Source organism: Rhizobium sp. GN54 (assembly GCF_021026345.1).
In the GTDB taxonomy this organism is placed as follows: Bacteria; Pseudomonadota; Alphaproteobacteria; order Rhizobiales; family Rhizobiaceae; genus Mycoplana.
The window spans coordinates 251,821-276,272 of record NZ_JAJNCZ010000005.1 but is presented as its reverse complement, the minus strand read 5'-3'; the positions used below and the strand labels follow the sequence as shown (position 1 = coordinate 276,272).

The following is a 24,452-nucleotide window of genomic DNA, read 5'->3' as shown; positions in this document are numbered from 1 at the left end:
GGCTGGTTTTTAAATCGATTTATGTGCCGTCATCTCTGTCAGCTGCGCAGCTCGCGCCGCAGGATCTTGCCGACATTGGATTTCGGCAGTTCGTTGCGGAATTCGATGAAACGCGGGCGCTTGTAGTTGGTCAGGTTGCCGGCACAGTATGCCTTCACCGCCGCCTCGGTGAGGTCGGGGTCCCTGCGCACGACGAAGAGCTTGACCGCCTCGCCGGAATGTTCGTCCGGGATGCCGATCGCGGCGCATTCGAGGACGCCGGGCATGGTCATCGCCACCTCCTCCACCTCGTTGGGGAAGACGTTGAAGCCGGAGACGAGGATCATGTCCTTCTTGCGGTCGACGATCTTGATCAGCCCCCGCTCGTCCATGAAGCCGATGTCGCCCGTGCGGAAGAAGCCATCGGCGGTCATCACGCGGGCGGTCTCGTCGGGGCGCTGCCAGTAGCCGGCCATCACCTGCGGGCCGCGGATGCAGATCTCGCCGACGTCGCCGACCGGCAGCGAACGATCGTCGTCGTCGCGGATATCCACGTCGGTGGAGGGGATCGGCATGCCGATCGTGCCGGTGAATTCGCTCGCGTCCAGCCGGTTCGCCGTCGCCACCGGCGAGGTCTCCGAGAGGCCGTATCCTTCCGCGATCGGGCAGCCGGTCATCTTGTGCCAGCGCTCCGCCACGGGGCGCTGCACGGACATGCCGCCGCCGAAGGTCAGCGCCAGGTTCGAAAAGTCGATCTTCTGGAATTCCGGATTGTTCATCAACGCGTTGAACAGCGTGTTGAGGCCGGGAAAGACGTTGACGCGATAGGTCGCCATGTCCTTGACGAGAGCGGGGATGTCGCGCGGATTTGCGATCAGGATGTTGGTGGCGCCGGTGAGAAGCCCTGCGAGCGAATTCACCGTCAGGGCGAAGATGTGGTAGAGCGGCAGGGCGCAGAGGAAGACCAGCCGCTCCGGTCTCTGCTTGCCGAGGAAGGCGGTCTCCAGCCAGAGGCCCATCTGCTCCATGTTGGAAAGCAGGTTCGCATGCGTCAGCATCGCACCCTTGGAAACGCCCGTGGTGCCGCCGGTATATTGCAGGAAGGCGATGTCGGTGCGTGCGACCTTCGCCGCGCCGAGGGGCAGGCCGGCCGCCTTGGCCATCACCGACGAGAACGGGTGGTGACCCGGCAGCGACCAGGCCGGCACGAGCTTCTTCACCTTGCGCACGATCAGGTTGACCACGAGGCCCTTGAGGCCGAGCATGTCGCCCATGCTGCAGACGACGACGTCCTTCACCCCGGTCCTGCCGATCGCCTGCTGGACGGTGTGGGCGAAATTCTCCAGCACGAACAGCACCTTCGCGCCGGAATCGTTGAGCTGGTGCTCCAGTTCGCGCGGCGTATAGAGCGGATTGACGTTCACGACGGTGAACCCGGCGCGCAGGATGCCGTAGACCGTGACCGGATTCTGCAGGATGTTGGGCATCATCACCGCAACGCGGCCGCCCTTGGCCAGGCCGCGCGACTGCAGCCAGGCGCCGATCCGCGCCGATTGTGCCTCCAGTTCCCGGAAGCTCAGGGCCTTGCCCATGCTGATGAAGGCCGGGCGATCGGCATATAGGCGGCAATAGTGGACGAGTGCGTCGCCGATCGATTCATAAGCCAGCGGCGGGATCTCGGCAGGAGTACCGGGCGGATAGGAGGCGAGCCAGATCCTGTCCGAAGAGGGTCCGGTCCGATCCTGAACGGTTGCTGCCATGTATGCCGATCCTCCCTCGTATATCCGGTCGCGTTGCTGCCGTATAAGCGCAACCGGCAGGTCCTCCAACCTCTCGGTGCGGCAGCATGATGCCTTTGTTCCACGGCTTCAAGCACAATCGCTATATAACCTTGACGTAAACGTCAATAAGCAAACGGCCCGTCTCCGCCGCCTGCTGGCAAGCCGGTCGGTTCCGTGGGAGAATGCCGGAAAAGCCGGATGCCGGAAGGAGGCGACAGGATGGCCAGACATACCGGCCGGATGGTTTCGACGCTTCTGCTGGCCTTCCTGGCTGCCGCGCCCGCGCCTGCCATCGATGCCCTGCGCCCTCGCCACGGCCCGGTCGTGGTTGGCCAGGACCCGGTGGATGCGCTCGGGCTTCGCCGTGATCCCGTCGATCGTTTGCGCGGCGCTCCGACCTACCGTGGCCTTCGCGGCGCCTCGACCTACCGCGACGGCTACTATCGCCATCGCAACGGCTACTGGTATCCGCGATGGGCCTTCGGCACCGGCGAGATGCTCGGCGACGTCACCGTCGGGCCCGGCGCGCCGGTCTATGGGATGACCCCGCAGCAATGGTGCGCCAACCGCTACCGGAGCTACCGGGGTTCGGACAACAGCTACCAGCCCCTGAGCGGGCCGCGCCGACCCTGCCTGCCGCGCTAGATCGCGTCGCGATCTTTCAGATTTTAGTCCTTTGATTTTACGCATGTCGTCGTCGCAAAACCGCTGCACACTTTGCCCGACATGCTTTGGATCGCGGCGGGGGCAAAAAAATGTCGCACCGTCAAGGTTTTCTTTGCCGTGACATCAGACACTGGTATCACCATATGAGGCAAAGCGCCCCGAATTGCGTCACGTGCGGAGCCGCATCGAACAGGAGGAATACGGTGCACCAGCCCGAACTGCGCAACACCCGCCATGAACCGCGCCTGCTGGGAGCCGCGCGGACGAGTGGCGTCGCCCTGATCTCCTCGATCTCCGCCGCGCGGTGGCTGCTGTTCCTCGTCATCGTCGCCGGCGTCTATTTCTTCCACGGTTTCGTCGTGCCGGTCCTTGCCGCGCTGGTGATCGCCACGGCAAGCTGGCCGCTGTTCTGTCGGCTGCGGCGGGCGCTCAACGGCCAGCGCACGCTCGCGGCCGCGATCGCGATCCTGCTGATCCTCGCCTTCATCATCGTGCCGATCATGTTCGCCGTCACCTACGCTTTCCAGGAGGTGCGCGAGTGGATCGGCTGGGCCGTGGCGACCAATAAGACCGGCGCCCCGGTGCCGGAATGGATCCGCGCGCTGCCGATCGTCGGCGAATGGATGGCCAATCGCTGGACCCAGCTTCTCGACCATCCCGGCGCGATCGGCGAAGTGACGCAGATCATCAGCGGCGCCAATATCGCCAACATCTATCGCGTCGCTCTGGCTGCCGGCGGCGCCGCCTTCCATCTGCTCCTGACGATGCTGTTCATGCTGATCGCGCTCTTCTTCATCTATCGCGACGGCGAGACCTTCCTGTCGCAGGTGGACAGCATCGGCGAGCGCATCCTGCCGATGCGCTGGGAGCGGATCTCGCGCATCGTCCCCGCCACGATCAGCTCCACCGTCACCGGCATGACGCTGATCGCGATCGGCGAGGGCATCGTGCTGGGCATCGCCTACTGGGTCGCCGGTGTTCCCTCCGCCGTCACCCTCGGCGTGCTGACGGGACTGATGGCGCTCTTTCCGGGCGGTGCGCCGCTCGCCTTCACGCTGGTGTCGATATACCTCGTCGCCAGCGGATCGGCCGTCGCCGGCATCGCCCTCTTCCTCTGGGGCTCGATCGAGCTCTTCATCGTCGACAAGACGCTGCGCCCGAAGCTGGTCGGCGGGCCGATCAAGCTGCCGTTCCTGCCCACCTTCTTCGGCCTCATCGGCGGGGTGAAGACCATGGGCTTCCTCGGCCTGTTCATCGGTCCGGTGCTGATGGCGCTCCTCGTCGCCATCTGGCGCGAATGGGTCCGCGAGGTCGAGATGACCGAGGAGCCGCCGGTCATCGAGGAGGCGGCCGAGAAGACCGCGGCGGAGTAACCTGCCGGGCAGGGGGCACCTCGTGGCCGGGGCGGGCCGGAACCGTCTCATCGCGCTCCGCGCCGATGGCGCGTGCAAGAATTCTGGAATTGGGAAAAATGGTGCCGCTTACGTGAGCGCTGACCACTCATCTAAGGATTTGATTTCGCTTGCGCCGAGGTATGGGGGAGGGACGTTATGTCCCCCTTGTCTGTACTAAGTCTCATAGAGCGCTGGTCAGTACAATAGGGAATTGCCGTATAGGTATGGTGAGAGCAGGGCCAGCGGCCTGCGCTTGTGGGAACGAATAAAGAACGGGATATCGTGGGATTGGCGATTGTATGCCGCTAAACCAATTACTATTTTGGTTGCATAGTCTGCCAACCCTACAAGGAAAGAAATTGTGCCCGATTTCGAGAACTTGCCAGACGACGATGAAATAGCGTTGCTTCAGTACATCGAGGAATTCACCGAGCAGTATCAGGATGAGCTGAAAAGCTACGGGGACAACGAGGATACGCGGCAAGTCGGTATCGAGTTCATGAACAATGTTCTCTCTGCCGCCAGTGCGCTTGGAATTGTAGAGTTCAGCAATTGGAGCATCCCTGAATGGAATGACGCCTACAAAGAGATCAGCGATTTTAAGCTCTTCACTAAGGCCTACGTAATACGAGCTCAAGTCAAGCGAGCACGCACGGCCAAGGTTTACACCGTACTACTGGATGCACCAACGAAAGAACGCATCCACGGCCTCATCACCGCCATCCGTCGGGTGATTCAACAGGCCGACATTGAAGAGCGCAAGCGCAATTCGCTCTATGCCAAGCTCAATGTGTTTGAGGCTGATGTAGACCGTAGCCGCACCCGCTTTGACAATGCGATGGCTTTCATCATCGACGCAGCGGACGCCGCAAAAAAGGTAGGGGAAAGCCTCAATCCTCTCAGCGAACTCGTCAAGCGGATCAATGAGTTGCTCGGCCACGCAAAAGACCTTGAAGGCGACATCAAATTGCCCCCTCCAATCGAGCGCAAGCGCATTGAGGGCCCGAAGAAGGTTGAGCCAACATTCAGCCGCGACTTGGATGAAGACATCCCGTTTTGAGGTGAGTTGTGAGCGTTGAATTTGAAGTTGTCGCCAGTCGCTTGGCGCGGGTCGCGCTAAAGGTCCTATCCGGTTCTATAGGCGTAACCGTGGGCGTCGATCTGTACGACGCCATCGTAAAGAAAGAAGTCGGTGACGTAGATAAGCGCCTTGCAAAGATAGAGGCTGCACGGGAGAACCTGCTCGAAGCCTTGTCTGCAATTGATGACATCAAGGCGACTGCTCACGAGCATAAGCGGGAGCTGGCAAGCATACAGAAATCGGTCGTTGAGATCGGCAGGGAGCGAGACCGGCTATCGGCCGACAGAGCTCTTCTTGCGCAAATGACCGCAACGGAAAAAGACCGGCTAAGGGATATGCTCGGCATGCCGACACGTCTTCAGTCCGTCCTTATATGGATCGGCACGTTCATCTTCGGCGGCATCACTTCCTGGGTCCTCAGCTACGCATATGATGCGAAGATGAAGGGGCTGATGCAAGGGTGGATGACCTCTATCGGTGGGTGAGTACACTGACGCTGAGAGTACTCGATTCTTAAACTCACTAAATTTTTCGTAGAGCTATTTAATGATGATGAAGCCTGCAATTCCCCCCTGCCGGTCATTGACATTGATGTATGCAGATTGGGTATGGCACTTGGGAGAGAGCTCAAGGCTTGGGCTTTCGGGTAGAGCGCAAGGCTAGCTCCGGTAGGCTGCCGAGCATCGTTGTACCAATCAGTACGCTTGCTAGGTGCCTCGCCGCTATACGGAAATAAAAGCCAATCCGATGCTTTGGGTATCGGTTCCATCTATCGAAGATAGAAATCACATATATATGCCGCATAGTGTGTATAGCTGGTAGATAATAATAGTATAATATATAGTATAATACACATATTTATCACTATGTTATAGTATGGCATATATACAACTAGCCTATACAACTGATGATGCATAATATATAAAGATGCAATATATAGATATATATTAAGTCATTATATGCGCTATATATAAGCAAATATGAAAATGGTATAATACATAGAGTGTTAATTTATTGTATACATAAAATAGTACATGTAGTCTGTAATAATATACAATGAAAATGATGCATTGAGGGGCGGGGATATCATGATCTCATGCAAAGTAGTCTAAAAACCTACATCCATATATGGAATGGCTTTAATTGGGCTATTTAATGAGCCGCTACGGAAAGCGACAGCATGCTGCTGTCGTTCAATTGCAGCGTCCGATAGGGTATACCTTAGAGGATAAGGCGGCGTAGTCCATTCAGTGTGTACGTAAGGGTTGACATTAATCAACGTACAGATAGATTAGTGTACATGACCCTAACGGACATGGTATTGAATGATGGCTACGATCCTCTACGCACGTGTATCAACCCTTGATCAGACAATTGAGCATCAGGAGCAGCAGGCTCGTAAGGCCGGCTTCAGCATTGATCAGGTTATTGCGGATCATGGACAAACTGGCATTGGAGGCGCACTGAGAGAAAGGCCGGAGGGGAGGCGTCTGTATGATCTGCTTCGGCAAGGCGATACGTTGGTTGTCCGCTGGGTAGATCGATTGGGTAGAGACTACCGGGACGTTTGCGATGCCATCAGGGAGTTTATGCGGCGTGGGGTAGTTGTGCGCACCGTTATAAACGCCATGACATTTGATGGCTCTACGCGAGACCCCATCCAAGAGGCGGTACGTGACGCACTGATTGCATTCATGGCGGCGACTGCTCAGGCTCAAGCTGAGGCGACTAAGGAAGCTCAGCGGGCGGGCATTGATCATGCCATGGCGGATCGGGGGAAATACAAGGGTAGAAAGCCGACCTATGATCGCAGCCAGTATTCGTTAGTCGTCAGATTGCTGTCTGAGGGGGTTGGTGCATCAGCCATTGCCAGGATGACAAACCTCACACGGCAAACGATTTTGCGGATAAGGAACGCCCCGGAGGATGCCGAAAGAGCGTTGGCCGTCTGGAGGATGTGATGTGCTCCCGCCGATGGCGTGCAAAATCGACGCAGAAGCCTGCTGGCGACGATTGCGGATCCGTCCGGCCAAAGGGTCAGGCAAGGTGGCGAACGCTCGCCAGTGACTCTCTGTGGCCGAAACTGAAAAAGCAGCGTTCGGCGGCGGCGGTCGGGAGGCTGCGCGTCGGCCTCCCTTCGGCGCTCTGAAGCCTACTGTTTGAAGGGCGCGAAGTCGGGCGAGCTCGATGTCGGAGATTCGAACGCCAATGAAAATTCTTCGTCCAGTTGTCGCGCAGTTTTCTTGTTGGTGGCGAGGCAAAGGGTGTCCATATTGTGCTTTAAGATCATGTCTCGTAGCTTGTTTCCATTGGAGACGCCTTCTGAGGCCATCGAGATAAGTTCATCTGCCTGAGTTCTCACTTGCTCAAATGTTGGCTCTGCTCCGGCTTCTTCCTTCAGCACCTCATGGACGTATCTTTCGATCCCCGTGCGCGTTCTCGTTTTCGTGACCTCCTCTTTCAGTAGCGCTTGAGCCGAGGAAACAACGATTGCAGCATCATGTTGGGATCGAGGGCGCTTCTCTCGGTGTTCGAGGTAGTTGCCCAAGGATACAAGCAAGGACTGCTGTTCTTGGGCGCCAAGTCTCCCGGTGACGAGGCTCCTTACAGTCTGCGGCATACTGTTGTGTGGAGAATATGTTAGTTCACTCGCCACATAGTAAGAAATAAATCCCGTCACCCATTCTGGTTTTTCATCTATTCCGTTTACGACTTCATTGTGCGAGAGGCTGCCCGGAGTTGCTAAGCCAGCCAAAGTTCTAAGCCACGGGGATATTTGGGGAGTCATGCCCAGTCCATATGATTTTGCAATCATCGGTCCTTGCTTGCCGTCGAATTGCTCCGCTATTCTGGCTTTGGCTTCTAGAATTAGCGAAGTGGGCGCATTCAAGACATCGAGACGTGCAGCATTGTTGGCAGTTTCAGCATGCTCGCCCGCCTCTATGCGGCCAAGGAAGACATGCGCTCGTACTGTCTCGGCTCCCCGTTTCGTGTTGAACTTGAAGAACGTGTAGAGTCCCCATCCGATAAGTGCCAATACAATTAATGTCATGCTCCCCCCTGTGAGGCGTCGTCAGTGGCGGCTTGGGTGTGGTCCTGTCATGCTTGCATCAATGAAAGTCCAGCTTCTGTAGAGCGGAATCCAGTTGCTGCACCGTGTAGCCCTGCTTGAAATAGTTCTGCTGTGTCACGCCTTGCTGTTGGTGGCCGACGATTGCTTTCACAATTGGCTCCGGCACGTTCGCCTGCATCAGTCTTGTTACCACTGTGTGGCGTAGGCTGTGAAAGACGAGTTCTTTGCTCTTGATGTTCAGCTCGGGCAACAGCTTCTCATTGAACCATCGGCCTAGGTTGCGTCCTCGACCGTGCTCGATGGAGTTCGGAAAGTCGGGAAATAGCTTGTGCTTCCCCTGTTTGCGGAGTTCCGCTACATGCTCCAGAAGCCCTAGTTCTATCAGCCTGTGGTGAATAGGTACCAGACGCCGCGCGGCTGCTGTCTTCAACTGCTTGCCCTCGCCATCATCGTTCAGGTCAAACAACCAGACTCCATCCTGTTGGCGTATGTCGGTCAAATCGATCTGCGCAATCTCATTTAGGCGTGCACCGGTATACAAGCCGATAAGCGGTCCCCACTTTTGGTACTCTTTGCGGATTAGGCCAGCACTATTTTCGACAACCGTGTTCAAAATCGTACGGACTTGCTCATTCGTGAAAGCGGTGCGTTCAATTTGGGAACGCTTCCTGTTCTGGCGTATCGCCAAGCCTGAAAAGAGATTGGCATTTACATGGCTGTTTCGTCTGGCCCATTCGAACATGTCGTTGTAAGTCTGAAGATACTTGTTGATTGTGGGCGGCTGAATTCTTTCTACATCCTGCATTTTCAGAACGGCTTCCAGAGGCTTGCCTCTAGTCTCTCGGTTCTTCGAGCGGTTCTTTGGGTATGCCTTTAGAGTATCCTTAACCTGCTTGGTTTCTTTTGCCGTAATCGATCGTATATCTGTCTGCTCGCCAAGAATCTCTTGCAGTAGCTTTATGTGGTCGGCCTTCTCCATTTTGGTGCGGGCGACCCAATTCTCACCAAGCTCCTTTTCTTTGACGTAGCTGCTCGCAAGCTCCGCTATGGTCATCCCCTTCTCTTTTAAGCCCTGTGACGGCAGTGGACTACTGATGCCGGTACGGGGTTCCAAATTAAATCGGGCCAAGGAGTCGTCATACGCGAGGACGGCATCCAGATAGCTCAAGTACGCGCTTTTAATGTCTCTTTGCAGCCATGCGTACTGTTTGCTTCCTTCGGGGACATCGGCTGCATACTTTTCAATGAATGCCGAAAGCAACTTGTTGTCATTGCGTTCCCAGAACTGAAGGGGTTTGTCTTCCTGAAGCGCCAATTCAGCGGTGGATTTGCTTCCTGCAATCACGTCGCGGCGGAATGCGGACAGCCTGCCCTCTGCTTGTATCTCGGCCTTCTGCTGTTCGAGCAGGTTGCGAAAATGCTCTGTAAGCAAGGCTCTCAGCGCTTCATACCGCATGCAGCCAACTATTCCGTCCTGATTCAGTCTCTCGCCTATCTGAATTAGCGGACGGGATAAGCGCAATGCATTTTTCGGGTTGCGGGTCCGCAGTGACAGCTTGAGCGTGGTTGCCTTGCTAAGCGGATGAAGCTGCTTCGGTATCGGCCAGCGGAGGTAGAAAATGCCGTTCTTGGACTTGGCAAGGTAGGCAGGATTGAGCATGGAATGTCCTTGTCGGATGTCCCATCTTCGGAAACCGCTACTCAAGTCCTTGATTTGAAAGAGAATGGTGCCGCTTACGTGACTCGAACACGTGACCCCATCATTACGAATGATGTGCTCTACCGACTGAGCTAAAGCGGCCCGCTTCCGGCCTCGAAGCATCGTGGGCCGGAATGTGTGGGGCTGATAGCCGCATTGCGGCAAGATTTCAAGTCATCTGTTTCCGCACCGGCAATTTTCTCCTTGGCATCCGGAGAGAAGGGCTTCAGAGGGTGGCGAGGCGCTGGCGGGCGGTCAGGTATTCCGCCTCCAGTCGCGCCACGAAGGTCTCTGTGCTCGTGATGTCCTTGATGGCGCCGATACCCTGGCCGCAGCCCCAGATGTCCTTCCAGGCCTTGGCGCCGGTCTCGGCCTTCTCGAAATCCATCTTGGTCGGATCGGCTTCCGGCAGGTTGTCGGGGTCGAGGCCCGCAGCGCGGATCGACGAGCGCAGGTAGTTGCCGTGGATGCCGGTGAAGGCGTTGGAGTAGACGATGTCGGCCGCCTTCGCCTCGACGATGGCCGCCTTGTAGGCATCGCTGGCGCGCGCCTCGGTCGTGGCGATGAAGGGGGAGCCGATATAGGCCATGTCCGCGCCCATCGCCTGGGCGGCGAGGATGGCGCCGCCGGTGGCGATCGCGCCGGAGAGGATGAGCGGCCCCTCGAACCAGGCCCGGATCTCCTGGACGAGAGCGAAGGGAGAGAGCGTGCCGGCATGTCCGCCGGCCCCGGCCGCCACCGCGATCAGCCCGTCGGCGCCCTTTCGGATCGCCGAATTGGCGTGGCGGTTGTTGATGACGTCATGCAGGACGATGCCGCCATAGGAATGGATGGCGTCGTTGACTTCGGGAACGGCGCCGAGGGACGAGATGACGATCGGCACCTTGTATTTGACGCACAGCATGAGGTCGTGCTCGAGCCGCCGGTTCGACTTGTGGACGATCTGGTTGACGGCGAAGGGTGCGGCCGGGCGATCCGGATGCCGCGCGTCGTGGTCGCGCAGCGCCTCGGTGATCTCCGCCAGCCATTCGTCGAGCTGCGCCTCCGGCCGGGCGTTCAGCGCCGGAAAGGCGCCGACGACGCCCGCCTTGCACTGCGCCAGCGTCAGTTCGGGATGCGATATGATGAAGAGGGGAGAGGCGATGACGGGCAAACGGAGTTTGTCGCGGAGGATGGCAGGCAGGGTCATGTCGCGGTCCGGGCTATAATTACGTTTACGAAAACGTCAACGACCCTAGCAGTGTTCACCGTCGTTGCAAAGGTGGCGCAGGCTGCCACGCGATCCCGCCTTGGGGTCCGGGAGACGGGAGACCGCAGCCTTTCCGTTATCCCCGGCGGCGACTTGCCCTGCATCATCCGAGACTTGCGGAAAGTGGCTTCAACGTTTACCGAATTCTTAACAGACGACAACGAAGACGCCTTGGGCTCGTTTGCCTACGCGGCACGGGCCGTGCGCGGGCCCCCAGGGAGGCAATGTGAGCGGACTGGAACAGGCCATCAGAAGCGCTTTGGCGCGTGCCGAAAGCGGCAATCCCGAAACCCGCGCGCGGATCTATCAGTCGGCCCGCAATGCGCTTGAGGCGGGCCTGCGCAAGCAGGAGATCAACGATCCCGAAGCGATCGCCGCCCAGCGCCATCGCCTGGAGATGACGATCCGCCAGATCGAGGCCGAACAGCGCGCAGCGCTGAAGGCCGCGCGCCAGGAGCCGGTCCCCGGTGGATCGGTCGCCGGCAGCCCGGAATCCGCCCCGCGTCCGCAGCCGACAGGCGGCGTGGGTTCCCCCGCTCCGGAAATCCCCCGCAAGGCGAACGAGGCGCCGGCTGGCCCGGCGGCAGACCGCGAGCCCACGCTCGACGAAATCCGGCCGGAGCGCGGAGATGGCTTCGGGCCGGCTGCGGCAGGCCCCAGACCGGCCACACGGCAACCGGCGCCCGAAGCCGAATCCATCGTCGCCGCCTCGCCGCGCGTCGCCAAGGCGCCACGGCGCCGGGGGCGGCTCTTCTCCTTCCTGCTCGTCGTTGCGACCCTTGTCGCCGTGCTGGGGACGGCCGTCTGGTGGGTGCGGAGCAGCGGCCTGCTTCTGCCGCCGTCCGCGCGCGACGGAAGCGTCGCCAATCCGCCGCAGAGCGTGAGCGGGGAGGATTTCCCGGCAGGCCCGACGGGCGGCGAGGCGCTCGATACGCACAACAGCTTCTCTGCCGACTGGCGCGAGGTCTTCGATCCCGCCGACACCGGCGCCCTGTCGGCGGCGGCCGGTGGCCGGTTCGAGCAGGTCAGCACGGACGAGGGACCCGCGGTCCGGCTCGTCTCGACATCGGCCGACCGCGAGGGCGCCGTTGCCGTCGCCGTCGCGCCCGAGGTGCTGCAGGCCATGGCCGGAAAGACCTCGACGATCGCACTCACCGTGGAGCCGGACAGCGGCAAGCCGGTTCAGGTCTCCGTCGAATGCGATTTCGGCACGCTCGGCAATTGCGGCCGCCATCGGTTCGCCGTGGCCGACCGCACCGATCTCTTGTTCCAGGTCACCTTCGAGGGGTCGCTTTCGCCGAGTGCGGCGGGCCGCCTCCTGATCAACAGCGACGTCACCGGCGCCGGAGCGGGCGTCAACCTCTTCGCCGTCCGCATCCTGCCGGGCGAGTGACCGGGCGAGGGCGGTTCCCTATTTCAGGAATTTCGGTCCCGAGCCGATGATCTTGTCGTCGATCTCGCCGATCGCCTTCTTGTCCTTGCCGTCGTAGTCGAGGCGGTCGAGGATGCAGCGGATGGCGTTGATCCGGGCGCGGCGCTTGTCGTTGGCGCGCACGACCGTCCACGGCGCCCAGGGCTTGTGGGTCTCCTCGAGCATGCGGTCGCGCTTCTCGGTGTAGTCGTCCCACTTGGCCAGCGCCGCGATGTCCATCGGCGACAGCTTCCAGGTCTTCAGCGGGTCGTGGCGGCGGTCGTGGAAACGCTTGATCTGCATCTCGCGGCCGATGTTGAGCCAGAACTTGAAGAACACGATCCGGTCGGTGATCACCATCCGTTCGAAATCCGGCGTCTCGACTAGGAATTTCTCGTATTGCTCCGGCGTGCAGAAGGCCATGACGGGCTCGACGCCCGCCCGGTTGTACCAGGAGCGGTCGAACAGCACGAATTCGCCGGCGGTCGGAAACTGGGAGACATAGCGCTGGTAGTACCATTGGCCCTGCTCGGTCTCGGTGGGCTTGGCGAGCGCCACCACCCGTGCCGAGCGCGGGTTGAGAAAGGCGCGGGTGACGAAGATCAGTCCGCCCTTTCCGGCGGCGTCTCGCCCCTCGTAGACTGCGATCACCCGTTTGCCGGTCGCCTGCAGCCAGTACTGCGCCTTGACGAGCTCGATCTGCAGCCGCTCCAGCGTTTCCGCGTACTCGTCCTTGTCGAGTTTCTTCTCATAGGGATAGCCGCCGGAGGAGAATGCCTTGTCGTCGACCCAGGCCGGAAGTTTCGGGTCGTCGATGTCGAAGCTGCGCTTCTTGCCGCCGATCTCGAGTTCCACCGGCTTGATGTCGGGAAAAATGGCCATACTCCGGGCTCCTTCGCGCAACGGTGCGGCGAGGAGGCCACATCCGGATTGCGATTTCAAGCGCACCGTGAAAAACATGTCATGAAATCAGGGTAGGGCTGCCTGTTGACGAAGAATCACGGAGCAGGCCGATGCGGGTGAGGAAGGGAATTCTGGTGGAAGAGCGCGGGTCGACAGTCCGGTGGCTCTTGGCCCAGCTCTGGGACGAGCGCGTTCTCCTGGCTGCCGTCGTCTTCACGGGTTTTCTGATGTGGATGGGCGGTATCCCGGCCGGCTGGATCGCCTTCGTCGTCACGCTGCTGGCGCTCGCGGGCTTTGCACGCGGCGAACGCCTGGAGCGGCTGTCGCCGCCGGCGACCGCTCCGGCCCTGCGCACGGAGACGGCGACGAGCGACGGGCTCGATGCGATCGCGGCCCTGATCGACGCCCTCGACATGCCCGTTCTGATCGTCACCGCCGACGAGACGGTCCGGCTGCAGAACCGCGCCGCCACAGCGCTGTTCGGGCCCATCCCGCGCAATGCCGACCTCGCCGGGCGCATCCGCGCGCCGGGAATTCTCGACATGGCGCGCGACGTGATCGCCACGGGCCAGGCGAAGGAGATCGAACACTCCGAACGGCTGCCCTCAGAGACGGTCTACATCGTCCGCGCGGCGCCGATGCCGGCGCTCGATCATCGTCTCGGCGCCGGGCGCTATATCCTGATCACCTTCCGCGACGTCTCGCAGGCGCGCCGGATCGACCGGATGCGGTCGGACTTCGTCGCCAATGCCAGCCATGAACTGCGCACGCCGCTGGCCTCGCTCCGGGGCTTCATCGAAACCCTGCAGGGGCCGGCCAGGGACGACCGCAAGGCGCACGAGCGCTTTCTCGGCATCATGCACGACCAGACGACGCGGATGAGCCGGCTGGTCGACGATCTCCTGTCGCTTTCGCGGCTGGAGCTCAAGGCCAACATCGCGCCGGATCAGATCGTCGAACTCGGCGCCCTGCTCGGGCACGTGCGCGACAGCCTGCAGCCGTTCGCCGCCGACCTCGGGGTCGAGATTTCCCTGGATCTTCCGCCCCACCCGGTACAGGTCACAGGCGACCGCGACGAACTGATCGAGGTCTTCGAGAACCTCGTCGAGAATGCCTGCAAATACGGGCAGGAAGGCAAGCGGGTCGAGGTCCGCCTGTCCTCGTCCGAGGGCGGCAACACCGAGGTGTCCGTCACCGATTTCGGCCCGGGCATCGCACCGGAGCACGTACCGCGCATCACCGAGCGTTTCTATCGCGTCAATGTCGAGGCCAGCCGTTCGAAAAAGGGCACCGGTCTCGGCCTTGCCATCGCCAAGCATATCCTCACCCGCCACCGCGCGCGCCTCGTGGTGAGGTCCGAGATCGGCAAGGGCACGGTCTTTGTCGTCAAGTTCTGACACAAAGGACGGCCTTCCACAGTCATTCTGGGAAATAAGTAAGCGTTTCCAGCGGCTTGGCATGTCATAAATGTTTCGCGAAACTGACATAAAAGCAATGGCGATCGGGCGCTAGACAGAGGCCGCTGATCGACGGCAGGCATGAGCCGACCGCCGGCCTACCCACACAAGCCCATAACGGGAGAATTCATATGAAATCTGTTAGCCTCACCGTAGCCGCGCTGGCTGCCTCGGTTGCATTTGCTGGTGTTGCCGCTGCGCGCGACCAGGTCCAGATCGCCGGCTCCTCCACGGTTCTGCCCTATGCCAAGATCGTTGCCGAGACCTTCGGCGAGACCTTCGGCGACTTCAAGACGCCGGTCGTCGAATCCGGCGGCTCGGGCGCCGGCCTGAAGGAATTCTGCAAGGGCGTCGGCGAGGACACGATCGACATCGCCAACGCCTCGCGCGCCATCAAGGAATCCGAACTGGAGGCCTGCAAGGCCGCCGGCGTGACGGACGTCCAGGAAGTCAAGATCGGCTATGACGGCATCGTGTTCGCGACCGACGCCGGCCTGCCGGACATCGCCTTCGTCCCGGCCGACATCTACAAGGCGCTCGCCGCCGAAGTCGTCGTCGACGGCAAGCTCGTCGCCAACCCCTACAAGAAGTGGTCGGAAGTCAATTCGGCGCTTCCGGACGTCGATATCGCTGCCTACATCCCGGGCGAGAAGCACGGCACCCGCGAAGTCTTCGAAGAGAAAGTCCTCGCTGAAGGCTGCGAAGCTTCCGGCGCCACCGAAGTGATCAAGGCTGCCGTCTCCGACAAGGACGAACAGCACGCCAAGTGCGTCGCAGTCCGCAAGGACGGCGTTGCGGTCGATATCGACGGCGACTACTCCGAGACGCTCGCCCGCATCGCCGCCAACAAGACCGGCGTCGGCGTGTTCGGCCTGTCCTTCTACGAAAATAACGCCGACAAGCTGAAGGTCGCCACCGTCAGCGGCGTCACGCCTTCGGTCGAGACGATCTCGTCCGGCGAATACCCGGTCTCGCGCCCGCTGTTCTTCTACGTCAAGAAGGCACACATCGGCGTCGTTCCGGGCCTGAAGGAATATGTCGAGTTCTTCGTATCCGACCAGATGATCGGCCCCGACAGCCCGCTGGCTGAATACGGCCTCGTCTCGGCTCCCGACGCAGAGCGCGAAGAGATCCGCTCGGCTGTCGAAGGTGGCAAGACCATGTAATGAAAACGGAACCGGCGCAGACAATCCTGCGCCGGTTCCGCCTTTCCGCACTGATACCGCATGAGGCGGCTGGGACATCCGCATGAGCACGACGCTTCTATTTGCCATCCTTCTGGTCATCGCCGTGGTGGCCTTTATTCTGGGACGCATGCGGGCGGGGGCCCTTTCGCAAGGGCGGTCCTCGGCGCTTCACTCGCGACCGAACTACTACGGCGCCTTCGCGGCGCTGGTGGCTTTCCTGCCGCCGCTGATCCTCGTCGCCATCTGGCTGGCGGTCAGCCCCTTCGTCATCAATTCGGCCGTCCGCGACACCTTTCCTCAAGAAGTGAAGGGACAGTCCCAGGCCCAGCAGAGCCTCGCCTTCGGCATGGTCTCGACCATCGCGCGCGGCCTTCCATGGCTGTCGGAAGACGAGGTGCGCGCCGTCAAGCAGGACCCCTCGAGCCTGCAATCGGTCTTTGCGGGCAAGGGTGTCGCGGTCGCCGCCGAAGCGCAGCCCTACATGCTGGATTCCGCCGCCACGCTGAATGCGATGGCGCAGACGAGCCGCACGCTGCTGTCGGCGCTGGCGATTGCGCTGTCGGTCGTCGGCGCGTTCTTCGCCCTGCGCGTGGTCGCGCCCCGGTTCCGCGCCCGCAACCAGGTCGAGCGCGTCATGCTGTGGGCGCTTCTGCTCGCCTCCTCCATCGCCATCCTGACGACCGTCGGCATCGTCGCCTCCATGCTGACCGAGGCTCTGCGCTTCTTCAATGCGGTGCCGGCGCACGAGTTCTTCTTCGGCACCGTCTGGGATCCGCGCTTCGCCGGCGCCGGCGCAAGCTCCAACGGCCAGTTCGGCCTCATCCCGCTGCTCGCAGGCACCCTCTACATCGGCTTCGTCGCCATGCTCGTGGCGGTTCCGGTCGGCCTGTTCGCGGCGATCTACATGGCGGAGTATGCCAGCCCGCGCATGCGTTCCCTGGCAAAGCCGCTGCTGGAGGTGCTGGCCGGCATCCCGACGATCGTCTACGGTTTCTTCGCGCTCGTCACCGTCGGCCCGTTCCTGCGGGACATCTCCGCCCAGTTGAGCGGTCTCGTCACCGGAAACTATGCGAGCTTCATCCAGGCCCAGAGCGTGATCACCGCCGGTATCGTCATGGGCATCATGCTGATCCCCTACGTCTCGTCCCTGTCCGACGACATCATCACGGCGGTGCCGCGCGCGCTGCGTGACGGCTCGCTCGGTCTCGGCGCCACCCGGTCGGAAACGATCAAGCGCGTCATCCTGCCGGCAGCCCTGCCGGGCATCGTCGGCGCGCTGCTGATGACGGCCTCGCGCGCGATCGGCGAGACGATGATCGTCGTGCTCGCCGCCGGCGTCGCCGCCCGCATGCAGATCAACCCGTTTGAGCCGATGACGACCGTGACGGTGAAGATCGTCAACCAGCTCACCGGCGACCTCGAATTCACCTCCCCGCAGACGCTCGTGGCCTTTGCGCTCGGCATCACGCTGTTCTGCATCACGCTGGCGCTCAACATCTACGCGCTCTACATCGTCCGCAAGTATCGGGAGCAGTACGAATGACCGAGATCGTCTCACAGGCTTCCGGCCAGATCATCTCCACGGCGCCCGTGCGCCGCGACATCGGCATCCGCCGCCGCTACGCCGCCGAACGCCGCTTCCGCTTCTACGGACTGGCAGCGATCGCCTTCGGCCTGGTCTTCCTGTTCCTGCTTCTGTGGTCGGTCGTCGGCAAGGGCTATACCGCCTTCTGGCAGACCGAGCTCACCCTGCCGATCACCTTCTCGCAGGAGGTCATCGATCCCGACAACAAGCGCGAAACCGACCCCAAGGTGCTGCAGGCCGCCAACTATCCGGTTCTGGTCCGCAACGCTCTCGCCGAAAAACTCGGCGTCGCCGCGAACGACCGGACGGCGCTGCGCCAGGTATCTGGCCTGTTCTCCGACAGCGCGCGCGTGAAACTGCGCGACATGGTGATGTCCGACCCGTCGATCATCGGCAAGACCCTGCCGGTGACGATACTCGCCAGCGCCAATATCGACAGCGCCTTCAAGGGCCAGTTCGACATGACCGTCGATGAGAGCAGCCGCCGCGTCTCCGACCGGCAGGTCGCCTGGATGGACCAGCTCGTCGAGGAAGGCGTGCTCGCCTCGGGCTTCAATACGGGCCTGTTCGTCAACGGCAATTCGAGCCGCCCGGAAGCCGCCGGCCTCGGCGTGGCGCTGGTCGGCTCGCTCTACCTGATGGGCATCGTGCTGGTCCTGTCGCTGCCGATCGGCGTCGCAGCCTCCATCTATCTGGAGGAATTTGCGCCGAAGAACCGGTTGACCGACCTGATCGAGGTGAACATCAACAATCTCGCGGCCGTCCCCTCGATCGTCTACGGTCTGCTCGGTCTCGCCGTCTTCATCAACTTTGCCGGCCTGCCGCGTTCCGCGCCGCTCGTCGGCGGCCTGGTGCTGACGCTGATGACGCTGCCGACGATCATCATCGCCACCCGCGCGGCCCTTCGCGCCGTGCCGCCCTCGATCCGCGCCGCCGCCCTCGGGCTCGGCGCCTCGAAGATGCAGACGACGTTCCACCATGTCCTGCCGCTCGCCATGCCCGGCATCCTGACCGGCACGATCATCGGCCTGGCGCACGCGCTCGGCGAGACCGCGCCGCTGCTTCTGATCGGCATGGTCGCCTTCGTCGCCAACATCCCCGCCACGCCGCTCGATCCGTCGACGGCGCTGCCGGTGCAGATCTACATGTGGGCGAACGAGGCCGAGCGCGCCTTCGTGGAGCGCACCTCCGGCGCGATCATCGTGCTGCTCGTTTTCCTGATCATCATGAACCTGGGCGCCATCCTGTTAAGGCGTCGTTTCGAACGCCGCTGGTAGTGAGGTAGAGAAGATGAACATCATGACCGAAGCTGCGACCGAAGAACTTTTGGAAAAGAAGATGAACGCTGTTCCCCTGAAGATGGTCGGCAAAGACGTCTCCGTCTTTTACGGCGACAAGCGCGCCCTGTACGACGTGAACCTCAATGTCCGCGAGAACACGGTGACTGCGCTGATCGGCCCCTCGGGTTGCGGCAAGTCGACGTTCCTGCGCACGCTGAACCGCATGAACGACACGATCGACGGCTGCCGCGTCACCGGCATGATCACGCTGGACGGCGAAGACGTCTACGATCCGTCGATCGACGTGGTCGAACTGCGCGCTCGCGTCGGCATGGTGTTCCAGAAGCCGAACCCGTTCCCGAAGTCGATCTACGAGAACGTGGCCTATGGCCCGCGGATCCACGGACTGGCGAAGTCCAAGGCCGAACTCGACCAGGTGGTCGAGCAGAGCCTGCAGAAGGCGGGCCTCTGGAACGAGGTCAAGGATCGCCTGCAGGAGGGCGGCACGGGCCTGTCCGGCGGCCAGCAGCAGCGTCTGTGCATCGCCCGCGCCGTCGCCGTCAGCCCGGAAGTGATCCTGATGGACGAGCCCTGCTCGGCGCTCGACCCGATCGCCACCGCCAAAGTGGAGGAACTGATCCACGAACTGCGGACGAACTTCACGATCGTCATCGTCACCCACTCGATGCAGCAGGCCGCGCGCGTCTCGCAGCGCACCGCCATGTTCCACCTCGGCAACCTCGTCGAGGAGAACGACACCGACAAGATGTTCACCAATCCGGACGACCAGCGTACGCAGGACTACATCATGGGTCGCTTCGGCTGACGCCTGACGTCGCCGGCAAAAGACCATGGCGCCTGCGCCAGTTGAGGAACAAGAGACATGACACCGACCCATATCGTTTCGATCTACGATGAAGAGCTGAAATATCTCACCCGCCGCATCTCCGAGATGGGGGGCACGGCCGAGCAGATGGTGGGCGACAGCGTACGCGCGCTGGTCAACACCAACGTGGCGCTGGCGCAGAAGGTGATTTCAGAGGACGTCATCCTCGACACCGCCGAGCGGCAGATCAACGAGAAGGCGATCGTCACGATCGCCAAGCGCCAGCCGATGGCGGCCGATCTGCGCGAGATCATGGGGGCGATCCGCATCGCCGCCGAACTCGAGCGCGTCGGCGATCTCGGCAAGAACACGGCCAAGCGCGTCGTCTCGGTGCAGGGTTCCGGCATTCCGCGCAACCTCGCCCGCGGCCTCGAGCACCTGGCCGAGCTGGCGCTGATGCAGCTCAAGGAAGTCCTCGACGTCTATGCCTCGCGCAACATCGAGAAGGCCAAGGAGATCCGCGAGCGCGACGACGAGATCGATGCGATCTACACCTCGCTGTTCCGCGAACTTTTGACCTACATGATGGAAGATCCGCGCAACATCACGCCCTGCACGCATCTGCTCTTCTGCGCCAAGAACATCGAGCGCATCGGCGACCATGCGACCAACATCGCCGAGACGATCTTCTACATGGCGACCGGCTCGCAGCCGGAAGGCGAGCGTCCCAAGGACGACCACACCACGTCTGTGGGTGCCATCGAGGAATGACGGTCGTCGAATGCCCGCCGATCGGCGCGGCGGGCGCATGGCGGTCCGGGGTGGTCGCAGGTGGGCCCCTCGGACCAGGAATGAGCAAGGCCCAGGAGTGAGCAAGGCATGGTTCCAAAGATTACCGTGGTCGAAGACGAGGAGGCGCTGAGCGTCCTCCTGCGCTACAACCTCGAGGCCGAAGGCTTCGAGGTCGATACGATCCTGCGCGGCGACGAGGCGGAGATCCGCCTGCAGGAGCGCCAGCCCGATCTTCTGATCCTCGACTGGATGCTGCCCGGCGTCTCCGGCATCGAACTCTGCCGGCGTCTGCGCCAGCGCTCGGAGACCGAGCGGCTGCCGATCATCATGCTGACGGCGCGCGGCGAGGAGAGCGAGCGCGTCCGCGGGCTCGCCACCGGCGCGGACGACTATGTGGTCAAGCCCTTCTCGACGCCCGAACTGATGGCGCGGGTCAAGGCGATGCTGCGGCGCGCCCGGCCGGAGGTCGTCTCGACGCTCCTCAAGTGCGGCGATATCGAGCTCGACCGCGAGACCCATCGCGTCCACCGCCGCTCGCGCGAGGTGCGGCTGGGGCCGACGGAGTTCCGCCTGCTGGAGTTCCTGATGTCTTCCCCCGCCCGCGTCTTCTCCCGCTCGCAGCTTCTGGACGGTGTCTGGGGTCACGACATCTATGTCGACGAACGAACCGTCGACGTCCATGTCGGCCGCCTGCGCAAGGCGCTGAACTTCTCCAACATGAACGACGTCATCCGCACGGTGCGTGGCGCAGGCTATTCGCTGGAAGCCTGAAATCGGGCGGACGGTCATTGCGACAACGAAAAACGGGCCCGTCGAAGGCCCGTTTTTCGTTGTTCCGTATCATGGGGCAGACAAGGGCCGAAGCCCCCGCTCAGCGTGCCCGCCGGCGCTCTGCCGAGGGCTGGTAGGCGAGCCGCTGGTGGTAGGTGCAGTAGGGGGAATTGTCCGGGGACTCGTTGCCGCAGAAATGGAAGTCGTCCTTCAGCGGGTCGCCGTTCGGCCACTTGCAGGTGCGCTCGGTCAGTTGCGTCAGTTCGAGGCGGCGCGACATCGGCACGACGACGTTGGCGACGACCCGGGTGACCGGCTCTTCGTCATACTCGAAGGCGACCTCTTCCTTGGTGACGACGGCACCCGTCGGACGGGCGATCGTGCGGGTGGCGACGCGCGGAGCGAAGTTCGCAGGACGCGGCGCCGAAGCCGGGCGCTTGGCGCGGGCCGCCGTCGGCGCGCCGCCGGACTTGGCCCGGCCGGGCAGGGCGAGACGGTGGACCTTGCCGATGACCGCATTGCGGCTGACGCCGCCGAGCTGTGCCGCGATCTGGCTGGCGCTCAGTCCTTCGGACCAGAGCTTCTTCAGCTTCTCGACCCTCTCGTCCGTCCAGTTCATCTCCGTCATCTCCTCGTTTCAGCGTTCGTTGCCGAGAATCCCTCGGCGCTGCCCGGATTTCTCCGCAGCACGAAATGCTCTGATACTGTTGGTGACTAGTTCCGCCGCATGCAGTCTAGCAATTGAGTTTTAACCTACCGACAGGGGGACTCTGTGACAAGAGTCGCCGGAATCCGCCCGAATCGATTTTCCGGTTTTCCCCAACTTGCTCGCCGGGTGTGACTCACTTGCGACACTTCTCCGCGCGATCCGAAACCTCACGCAAGGGCATATCGAGGCGGATTTCGTCGCCTCGCCGTTTGTTGACAATAAGCCCTGAAATGCTGATAGTGCGCCCGCCGCCGTGAGGCGGCATTTTCGATTTTTCCGCACTGGAAAGATCCGGGATCCGTTTCCGCATCCGCTGCGAGGGAGATACGCGCCATGGCTGATGCCACGCCGCTCTACGAGACCTATCTGCGTGCGCCGCTGCGCTTCGAGCGCGGCGAGGGCGTCTGGCTGATCGCGGAAGACGGCTCGCGCTATCTCGATTTCGCAGCCGGCGTCGCGGTCAATTCGCTCGGCCATGCCCATCCGCACCTGGTCGAGAGCCTCAAGGCGCAGGCCGACAAGGTCTGGCACCTGTCCAATCTCTACGAGGTCCCCGGGCAGGAGACGCTCGGCAAGCGCCTGACTGCGGCCACCTTCGCCGACAAGGTGTTCTTCACCAATTCCGGCGCCGAGGCGCTGGAATGCGCGATCAAGACGGCGCGGCGCTACCAGTATGCCAAGGGCTATCCCGGCAAGTTCCACGTCATCACCTTCGAGGGCGCCTTCCACGGCCGCACGCTGGCCACGATCGCGGCCGGCGGCCAGGAGAAGTACCTGGAGGGCTTCGGTCCGAAGGCGCCGGGCTTCTACCAGGTTCCCTTCGGCGACATCGCCGCCGTCAAGGAGGCGATCACCGAGGAGACGGCAGCGATCCTGATCGAACCCGTGCAGGGCGAGGGCGGCATCCGCGTCGTCTCTAACGAGTTCCTGCGCGAACTGCGTTCGCTCTGTGACGAATACGGCCTCCTGCTCATCTTCGATGAAGTCCAGACCGGCGTCGGCCGGACGGGTAAGCTCTTTGCCTACGAATGGTCCGGCGTCGCCCCGGATATCATGGCGGTCGCCAAGGGCATCGGCGGCGGCTTTCCGCTGGGCGCCTGCCTTGCGACCGAGGAGGCGGCCTCCGGCATGGTCCCGGGCACGCACGGCTCCACCTATGGCGGCAACCCGCTCGCCATGGCCGTCGGCAACGCCGTGCTCGACGTCGTCCTGCAGGAAGGCTTCCTGGAGCACGTGCGCGACGTCGCCCTCGTGCTGCGCCAGGGCCTGGCCTCGCTGAAGGACCGTTTCCCCGATATCATCGAGGACGTCCGCGGCGAGGGCCTCATGCTCGGCATCAAGGCGAAGGGGCCGTCGGCGGATCTGCTGAAGGCCGTTCGCGCCGAGCATCTGTTGCTGGTCCCGGCGGGCGAGAACGTGCTGCGGCTGCTGCCGCCGCTGGTCACCACCGCGGAGGAGGCCCGCGAGGGCCTGGCGCGGATCGAGCGCGCCGCGGAGAAGCTGAGTGCAGAGAAGAAGACGGCCTGAGGCGCGAGCCGAGTGAAGGCGGCCTAGGGCGCGAGCCGGGCGATTGAGCAGGATTGAAAGAGCATGGCAGGCACCAGACATTTCCTCGACCTCTCCGCCATGACGGCCGGAGACCTCCGCACGATCATGGACGACGCGCTGGCGCGCAAGGCCGCCACCAAGGCGGGAACGGCCGACAAGCCGCTCGCCGGCAAGATGCTGGCGATGATCTTCGAGAAGCCGTCGACGCGCACCCGCGTCTCCTTCGACGTCGGCATGCGCCAGCTCGGCGGCGAGACGCTGTTCCTGTCGGGTACCGAAATGCAGCTCGGCCGCGCCGAGACGATCGGCGACACCGCAAAGGTGCTGTCGCGCTATGTCGATGCGATCATGATCCGCACCACCGACCATGCCCGTCTGCTGGAGATGGCCGAACACGCGACGGTGCCGGTGATCAACGCGCTGACGGACCTGACGCATCCCTGCCAGATCATGGCCGACATCATGACCTTCGAGGAACATCGCGGCCCGGTGAAGGGGCGCACCATCGCCTGGACCGGCGACGGCAACAACGTGCTGCATTCCTTCGTCGAGGGATCCGCCCGCTTCGGTTACCGGATGAACATGGCCGTTCCGCTCGGCTCAGAGCCGGAGGACAAGGTTCTCAACTGGGCGCGCAACAACGGCGGCGATATCATGCTCTGCCATGACGCCGACCGGGCCGTCGCCTGCGCCGACGTCGTCGTCACCGACTGCTGGGTGTCGATGAACCAGGAGCACCGGGCCCGCGGCCACAACATCTTCCAGCCGTTCCAGGTCAACGAGGCGCTGATGCAGAAGGCCGGCAAGGAAGCCCTCTTCATGCACTGCCTGCCCGCCCATCGCGGCGAGGAGGTCACCGACGAGGTCATCGACGGACCGCAGTCCGTCGTCTTCGACGAAGCCGAGAACCGCCTGCACGCGCAGAAGTCGATCCTGGCCTGGTGCCTGAACGCCATCTGAACGACCCACCCGGCAGCGGTGCCCGCGGGACCCTGCTGACGTCCGCAGCGCCTATTGAAATTGCCGGGATCGGCCACGATCTAAGGCCCAACCCGCTGTCG

General features: G+C 62.1%; 21 protein-coding genes and 1 tRNA gene. 15 read left to right on the top strand and 7 right to left on the bottom strand.

From position 1 onward, the window contains the following. Window positions 1-38: 38 nt before the first annotated feature. Entirely contained in the window at window positions 39-1,739 is a 1,701-nt protein-coding gene (locus tag LQK81_RS16180) for a long-chain-fatty-acid--CoA ligase (protein WP_230807391.1), read from the bottom strand. A gap of 240 nt (window positions 1,740-1,979) precedes the next feature. On the opposite strand from LQK81_RS16180, the gene LQK81_RS16175 reads away from it, so the two are divergent. The 5 genes from LQK81_RS16175 (at window position 1,980) to LQK81_RS16155 (ending at window position 6,862) form a co-directional block, all read left to right on the top strand. Further along, complete coding sequence (locus LQK81_RS16175) at window positions 1,980-2,405, top strand: BA14K family protein (protein WP_230807390.1); 426 nt, start codon at window positions 1,980-1,982, stop codon at window positions 2,403-2,405. Between the two features lie 224 nt (window positions 2,406-2,629). Then, on the top strand, window positions 2,630-3,799 hold the full coding sequence (locus tag LQK81_RS16170) for an AI-2E family transporter (protein ID WP_442967146.1): 1,170 nt from the start codon (window positions 2,630-2,632) through the stop codon (window positions 3,797-3,799). Between the two features lie 382 nt (window positions 3,800-4,181). Then, window positions 4,182-4,880, top strand: coding sequence for a hypothetical protein (locus tag LQK81_RS16165; protein WP_230807389.1), 699 nt, complete (start codon window positions 4,182-4,184; stop codon window positions 4,878-4,880). An 89-nt stretch (window positions 4,881-4,969) separates the two neighbouring features. After that, the gene (locus tag LQK81_RS16160) at window positions 4,970-5,386 is read left to right on the top strand and encodes a hypothetical protein (protein ID WP_230807388.1); all 417 of its coding nucleotides are present in this window, start codon (window positions 4,970-4,972) and stop codon (window positions 5,384-5,386) included. Window positions 5,387-6,229: 843 nt separating this feature from the next. After that, window positions 6,230-6,862: a recombinase family protein gene (locus LQK81_RS16155; RefSeq protein ID WP_230807387.1), complete on the top strand. Its 633-nt coding sequence runs from the start codon at window positions 6,230-6,232 to the stop codon at window positions 6,860-6,862. A 191-nt stretch (window positions 6,863-7,053) separates the two neighbouring features. On the opposite strand, the gene LQK81_RS16150 is transcribed toward LQK81_RS16155, so the two are convergent. The 4 genes from LQK81_RS16150 to LQK81_RS16135 all read right to left on the bottom strand — a co-directional run bounded on the left by LQK81_RS16150 (window position 7,054) and on the right by LQK81_RS16135 (window position 10,862). Further along, a complete protein-coding gene (locus LQK81_RS16150; protein ID WP_230807386.1) occupies window positions 7,054-7,953 on the bottom strand; it encodes a hypothetical protein in 900 nt (299 codons plus the stop codon). A gap of 58 nt (window positions 7,954-8,011) precedes the next feature. Beyond that, entirely contained in the window at window positions 8,012-9,634 is a 1,623-nt protein-coding gene (locus LQK81_RS16145; RefSeq protein ID WP_230807385.1) for a tyrosine-type recombinase/integrase, read from the bottom strand. Between the two features lie 65 nt (window positions 9,635-9,699). Then, window positions 9,700-9,775, bottom strand: a tRNA-Thr gene (locus LQK81_RS16140). Between the two features lie 124 nt (window positions 9,776-9,899). Next, the gene (locus tag LQK81_RS16135; RefSeq protein WP_230807384.1) at window positions 9,900-10,862 is read right to left on the bottom strand and encodes an NAD(P)H-dependent flavin oxidoreductase; all 963 of its coding nucleotides are present in this window, start codon (window positions 10,860-10,862) and stop codon (window positions 9,900-9,902) included. Between the two features lie 286 nt (window positions 10,863-11,148). On the opposite strand from LQK81_RS16135, the gene LQK81_RS16130 reads away from it, so the two are divergent. Then, entirely contained in the window at window positions 11,149-12,315 is a 1,167-nt protein-coding gene (locus LQK81_RS16130; RefSeq protein WP_230807383.1) for a biotin transporter BioY, read from the top strand. An 18-nt stretch (window positions 12,316-12,333) separates the two neighbouring features. Here the strand turns inward: LQK81_RS16130 and ppk2 are convergent, their stop codons facing one another. Next, a complete protein-coding gene (ppk2, locus tag LQK81_RS16125) occupies window positions 12,334-13,215 on the bottom strand; it encodes a polyphosphate kinase 2 (RefSeq protein WP_230807382.1) in 882 nt (293 codons plus the stop codon). Between the two features lie 131 nt (window positions 13,216-13,346). On the opposite strand from ppk2, the gene phoR reads away from it, so the two are divergent. The 7 genes from phoR (at window position 13,347) to phoB (ending at window position 21,134) form a co-directional block, all read left to right on the top strand. Then, window positions 13,347-14,633, top strand: a complete 1,287-nt coding sequence (gene phoR, locus LQK81_RS16120) for a phosphate regulon sensor histidine kinase PhoR (protein WP_230807381.1) — start codon at window positions 13,347-13,349, stop codon at window positions 14,631-14,633. A 191-nt stretch (window positions 14,634-14,824) separates the two neighbouring features. Continuing rightward, a complete protein-coding gene (locus LQK81_RS16115) occupies window positions 14,825-15,859 on the top strand; it encodes a substrate-binding domain-containing protein (RefSeq protein ID WP_230807380.1) in 1,035 nt (344 codons plus the stop codon). An 82-nt stretch (window positions 15,860-15,941) separates the two neighbouring features. Continuing rightward, a complete protein-coding gene (gene pstC, locus LQK81_RS16110) occupies window positions 15,942-17,423 on the top strand; it encodes a phosphate ABC transporter permease subunit PstC (RefSeq protein WP_230807379.1) in 1,482 nt (493 codons plus the stop codon). Beyond that, window positions 17,420-18,742, top strand: a complete 1,323-nt coding sequence (gene pstA / locus LQK81_RS16105) for a phosphate ABC transporter permease PstA (protein WP_230807378.1) — start codon at window positions 17,420-17,422, stop codon at window positions 18,740-18,742. The genes pstC and pstA overlap by 4 nt, the downstream gene beginning before the upstream one ends. A gap of 13 nt (window positions 18,743-18,755) precedes the next feature. Then, complete coding sequence (gene pstB, locus LQK81_RS16100; RefSeq protein WP_230807377.1) at window positions 18,756-19,571, top strand: phosphate ABC transporter ATP-binding protein PstB; 816 nt, start codon at window positions 18,756-18,758, stop codon at window positions 19,569-19,571. 57 nt (window positions 19,572-19,628) lie between these two features. After that, entirely contained in the window at window positions 19,629-20,342 is a 714-nt protein-coding gene (phoU, locus tag LQK81_RS16095; RefSeq protein WP_230807376.1) for a phosphate signaling complex protein PhoU, read from the top strand. A gap of 108 nt (window positions 20,343-20,450) precedes the next feature. Further along, window positions 20,451-21,134: a phosphate regulon transcriptional regulator PhoB gene (gene phoB, locus LQK81_RS16090; RefSeq protein WP_230807375.1), complete on the top strand. Its 684-nt coding sequence runs from the start codon at window positions 20,451-20,453 to the stop codon at window positions 21,132-21,134. Window positions 21,135-21,234: 100 nt separating this feature from the next. Here phoB and LQK81_RS16085 read toward each other — a convergent pair whose 3' ends face one another. Then, on the bottom strand, window positions 21,235-21,753 hold the full coding sequence (locus LQK81_RS16085; RefSeq protein WP_230807374.1) for a GcrA family cell cycle regulator: 519 nt from the start codon (window positions 21,751-21,753) through the stop codon (window positions 21,235-21,237). Window positions 21,754-22,176: 423 nt separating this feature from the next. On the opposite strand from LQK81_RS16085, the gene LQK81_RS16080 reads away from it, so the two are divergent. Together LQK81_RS16080 and argF are read left to right on the top strand one after the other, a co-directional pair. Beyond that, entirely contained in the window at window positions 22,177-23,370 is a 1,194-nt protein-coding gene (locus LQK81_RS16080; protein WP_230807373.1) for an aspartate aminotransferase family protein, read from the top strand. Between the two features lie 63 nt (window positions 23,371-23,433). Continuing rightward, window positions 23,434-24,351 carry an ornithine carbamoyltransferase gene (gene argF / locus LQK81_RS16075; RefSeq protein ID WP_230807372.1) on the top strand — a complete coding sequence of 306 codons (918 nt, stop codon included), beginning with the start codon at window positions 23,434-23,436 and terminating at the stop codon, window positions 24,349-24,351. The last annotated feature ends 101 nt before the right edge of the window (window positions 24,352-24,452 follow it).

What these genes read in the sequence shown, in the direction of transcription:
- LQK81_RS16150 (WP_230807386.1), bottom strand. Translation starts at nt 7,953, where the DNA reads ATGACATTAATTGTATTGGCACTTATCGGATGGGGACTCTACACGTTC.
- LQK81_RS16080 (WP_230807373.1), top strand. Translation starts at nt 22,177, where the DNA reads ATGGCTGATGCCACGCCGCTCTACGAGACCTATCTGCGTGCGCCGCTG.
- LQK81_RS16085 (WP_230807374.1), bottom strand. Translation starts at nt 21,753, where the DNA reads ATGAACTGGACGGACGAGAGGGTCGAGAAGCTGAAGAAGCTCTGGTCC.
- argF (WP_230807372.1), top strand. Translation starts at nt 23,434, where the DNA reads ATGGCAGGCACCAGACATTTCCTCGACCTCTCCGCCATGACGGCCGGA.
- LQK81_RS16115 (WP_230807380.1), top strand. Translation starts at nt 14,825, where the DNA reads ATGAAATCTGTTAGCCTCACCGTAGCCGCGCTGGCTGCCTCGGTTGCA.
- phoR (WP_230807381.1), top strand. Translation starts at nt 13,347, where the DNA reads ATGCGGGTGAGGAAGGGAATTCTGGTGGAAGAGCGCGGGTCGACAGTC.
- LQK81_RS16155 (WP_230807387.1), top strand. Translation starts at nt 6,230, where the DNA reads ATGGCTACGATCCTCTACGCACGTGTATCAACCCTTGATCAGACAATT.
- LQK81_RS16145 (WP_230807385.1), bottom strand. Translation starts at nt 9,634, where the DNA reads ATGCTCAATCCTGCCTACCTTGCCAAGTCCAAGAACGGCATTTTCTAC.
- pstB (WP_230807377.1), top strand. Translation starts at nt 18,756, where the DNA reads ATGAACATCATGACCGAAGCTGCGACCGAAGAACTTTTGGAAAAGAAG.
- pstA (WP_230807378.1), top strand. Translation starts at nt 17,420, where the DNA reads ATGACCGAGATCGTCTCACAGGCTTCCGGCCAGATCATCTCCACGGCG.
- LQK81_RS16135 (WP_230807384.1), bottom strand. Translation starts at nt 10,862, where the DNA reads ATGACCCTGCCTGCCATCCTCCGCGACAAACTCCGTTTGCCCGTCATC.
- phoU (WP_230807376.1), top strand. Translation starts at nt 19,629, where the DNA reads ATGACACCGACCCATATCGTTTCGATCTACGATGAAGAGCTGAAATAT.
- LQK81_RS16175 (WP_230807390.1), top strand. Translation starts at nt 1,980, where the DNA reads ATGGCCAGACATACCGGCCGGATGGTTTCGACGCTTCTGCTGGCCTTC.
- pstC (WP_230807379.1), top strand. Translation starts at nt 15,942, where the DNA reads ATGAGCACGACGCTTCTATTTGCCATCCTTCTGGTCATCGCCGTGGTG.
- LQK81_RS16180 (WP_230807391.1), bottom strand. Translation starts at nt 1,739, where the DNA reads ATGGCAGCAACCGTTCAGGATCGGACCGGACCCTCTTCGGACAGGATC.
- ppk2 (WP_230807382.1), bottom strand. Translation starts at nt 13,215, where the DNA reads ATGGCCATTTTTCCCGACATCAAGCCGGTGGAACTCGAGATCGGCGGC.
- phoB (WP_230807375.1), top strand. Translation starts at nt 20,451, where the DNA reads ATGGTTCCAAAGATTACCGTGGTCGAAGACGAGGAGGCGCTGAGCGTC.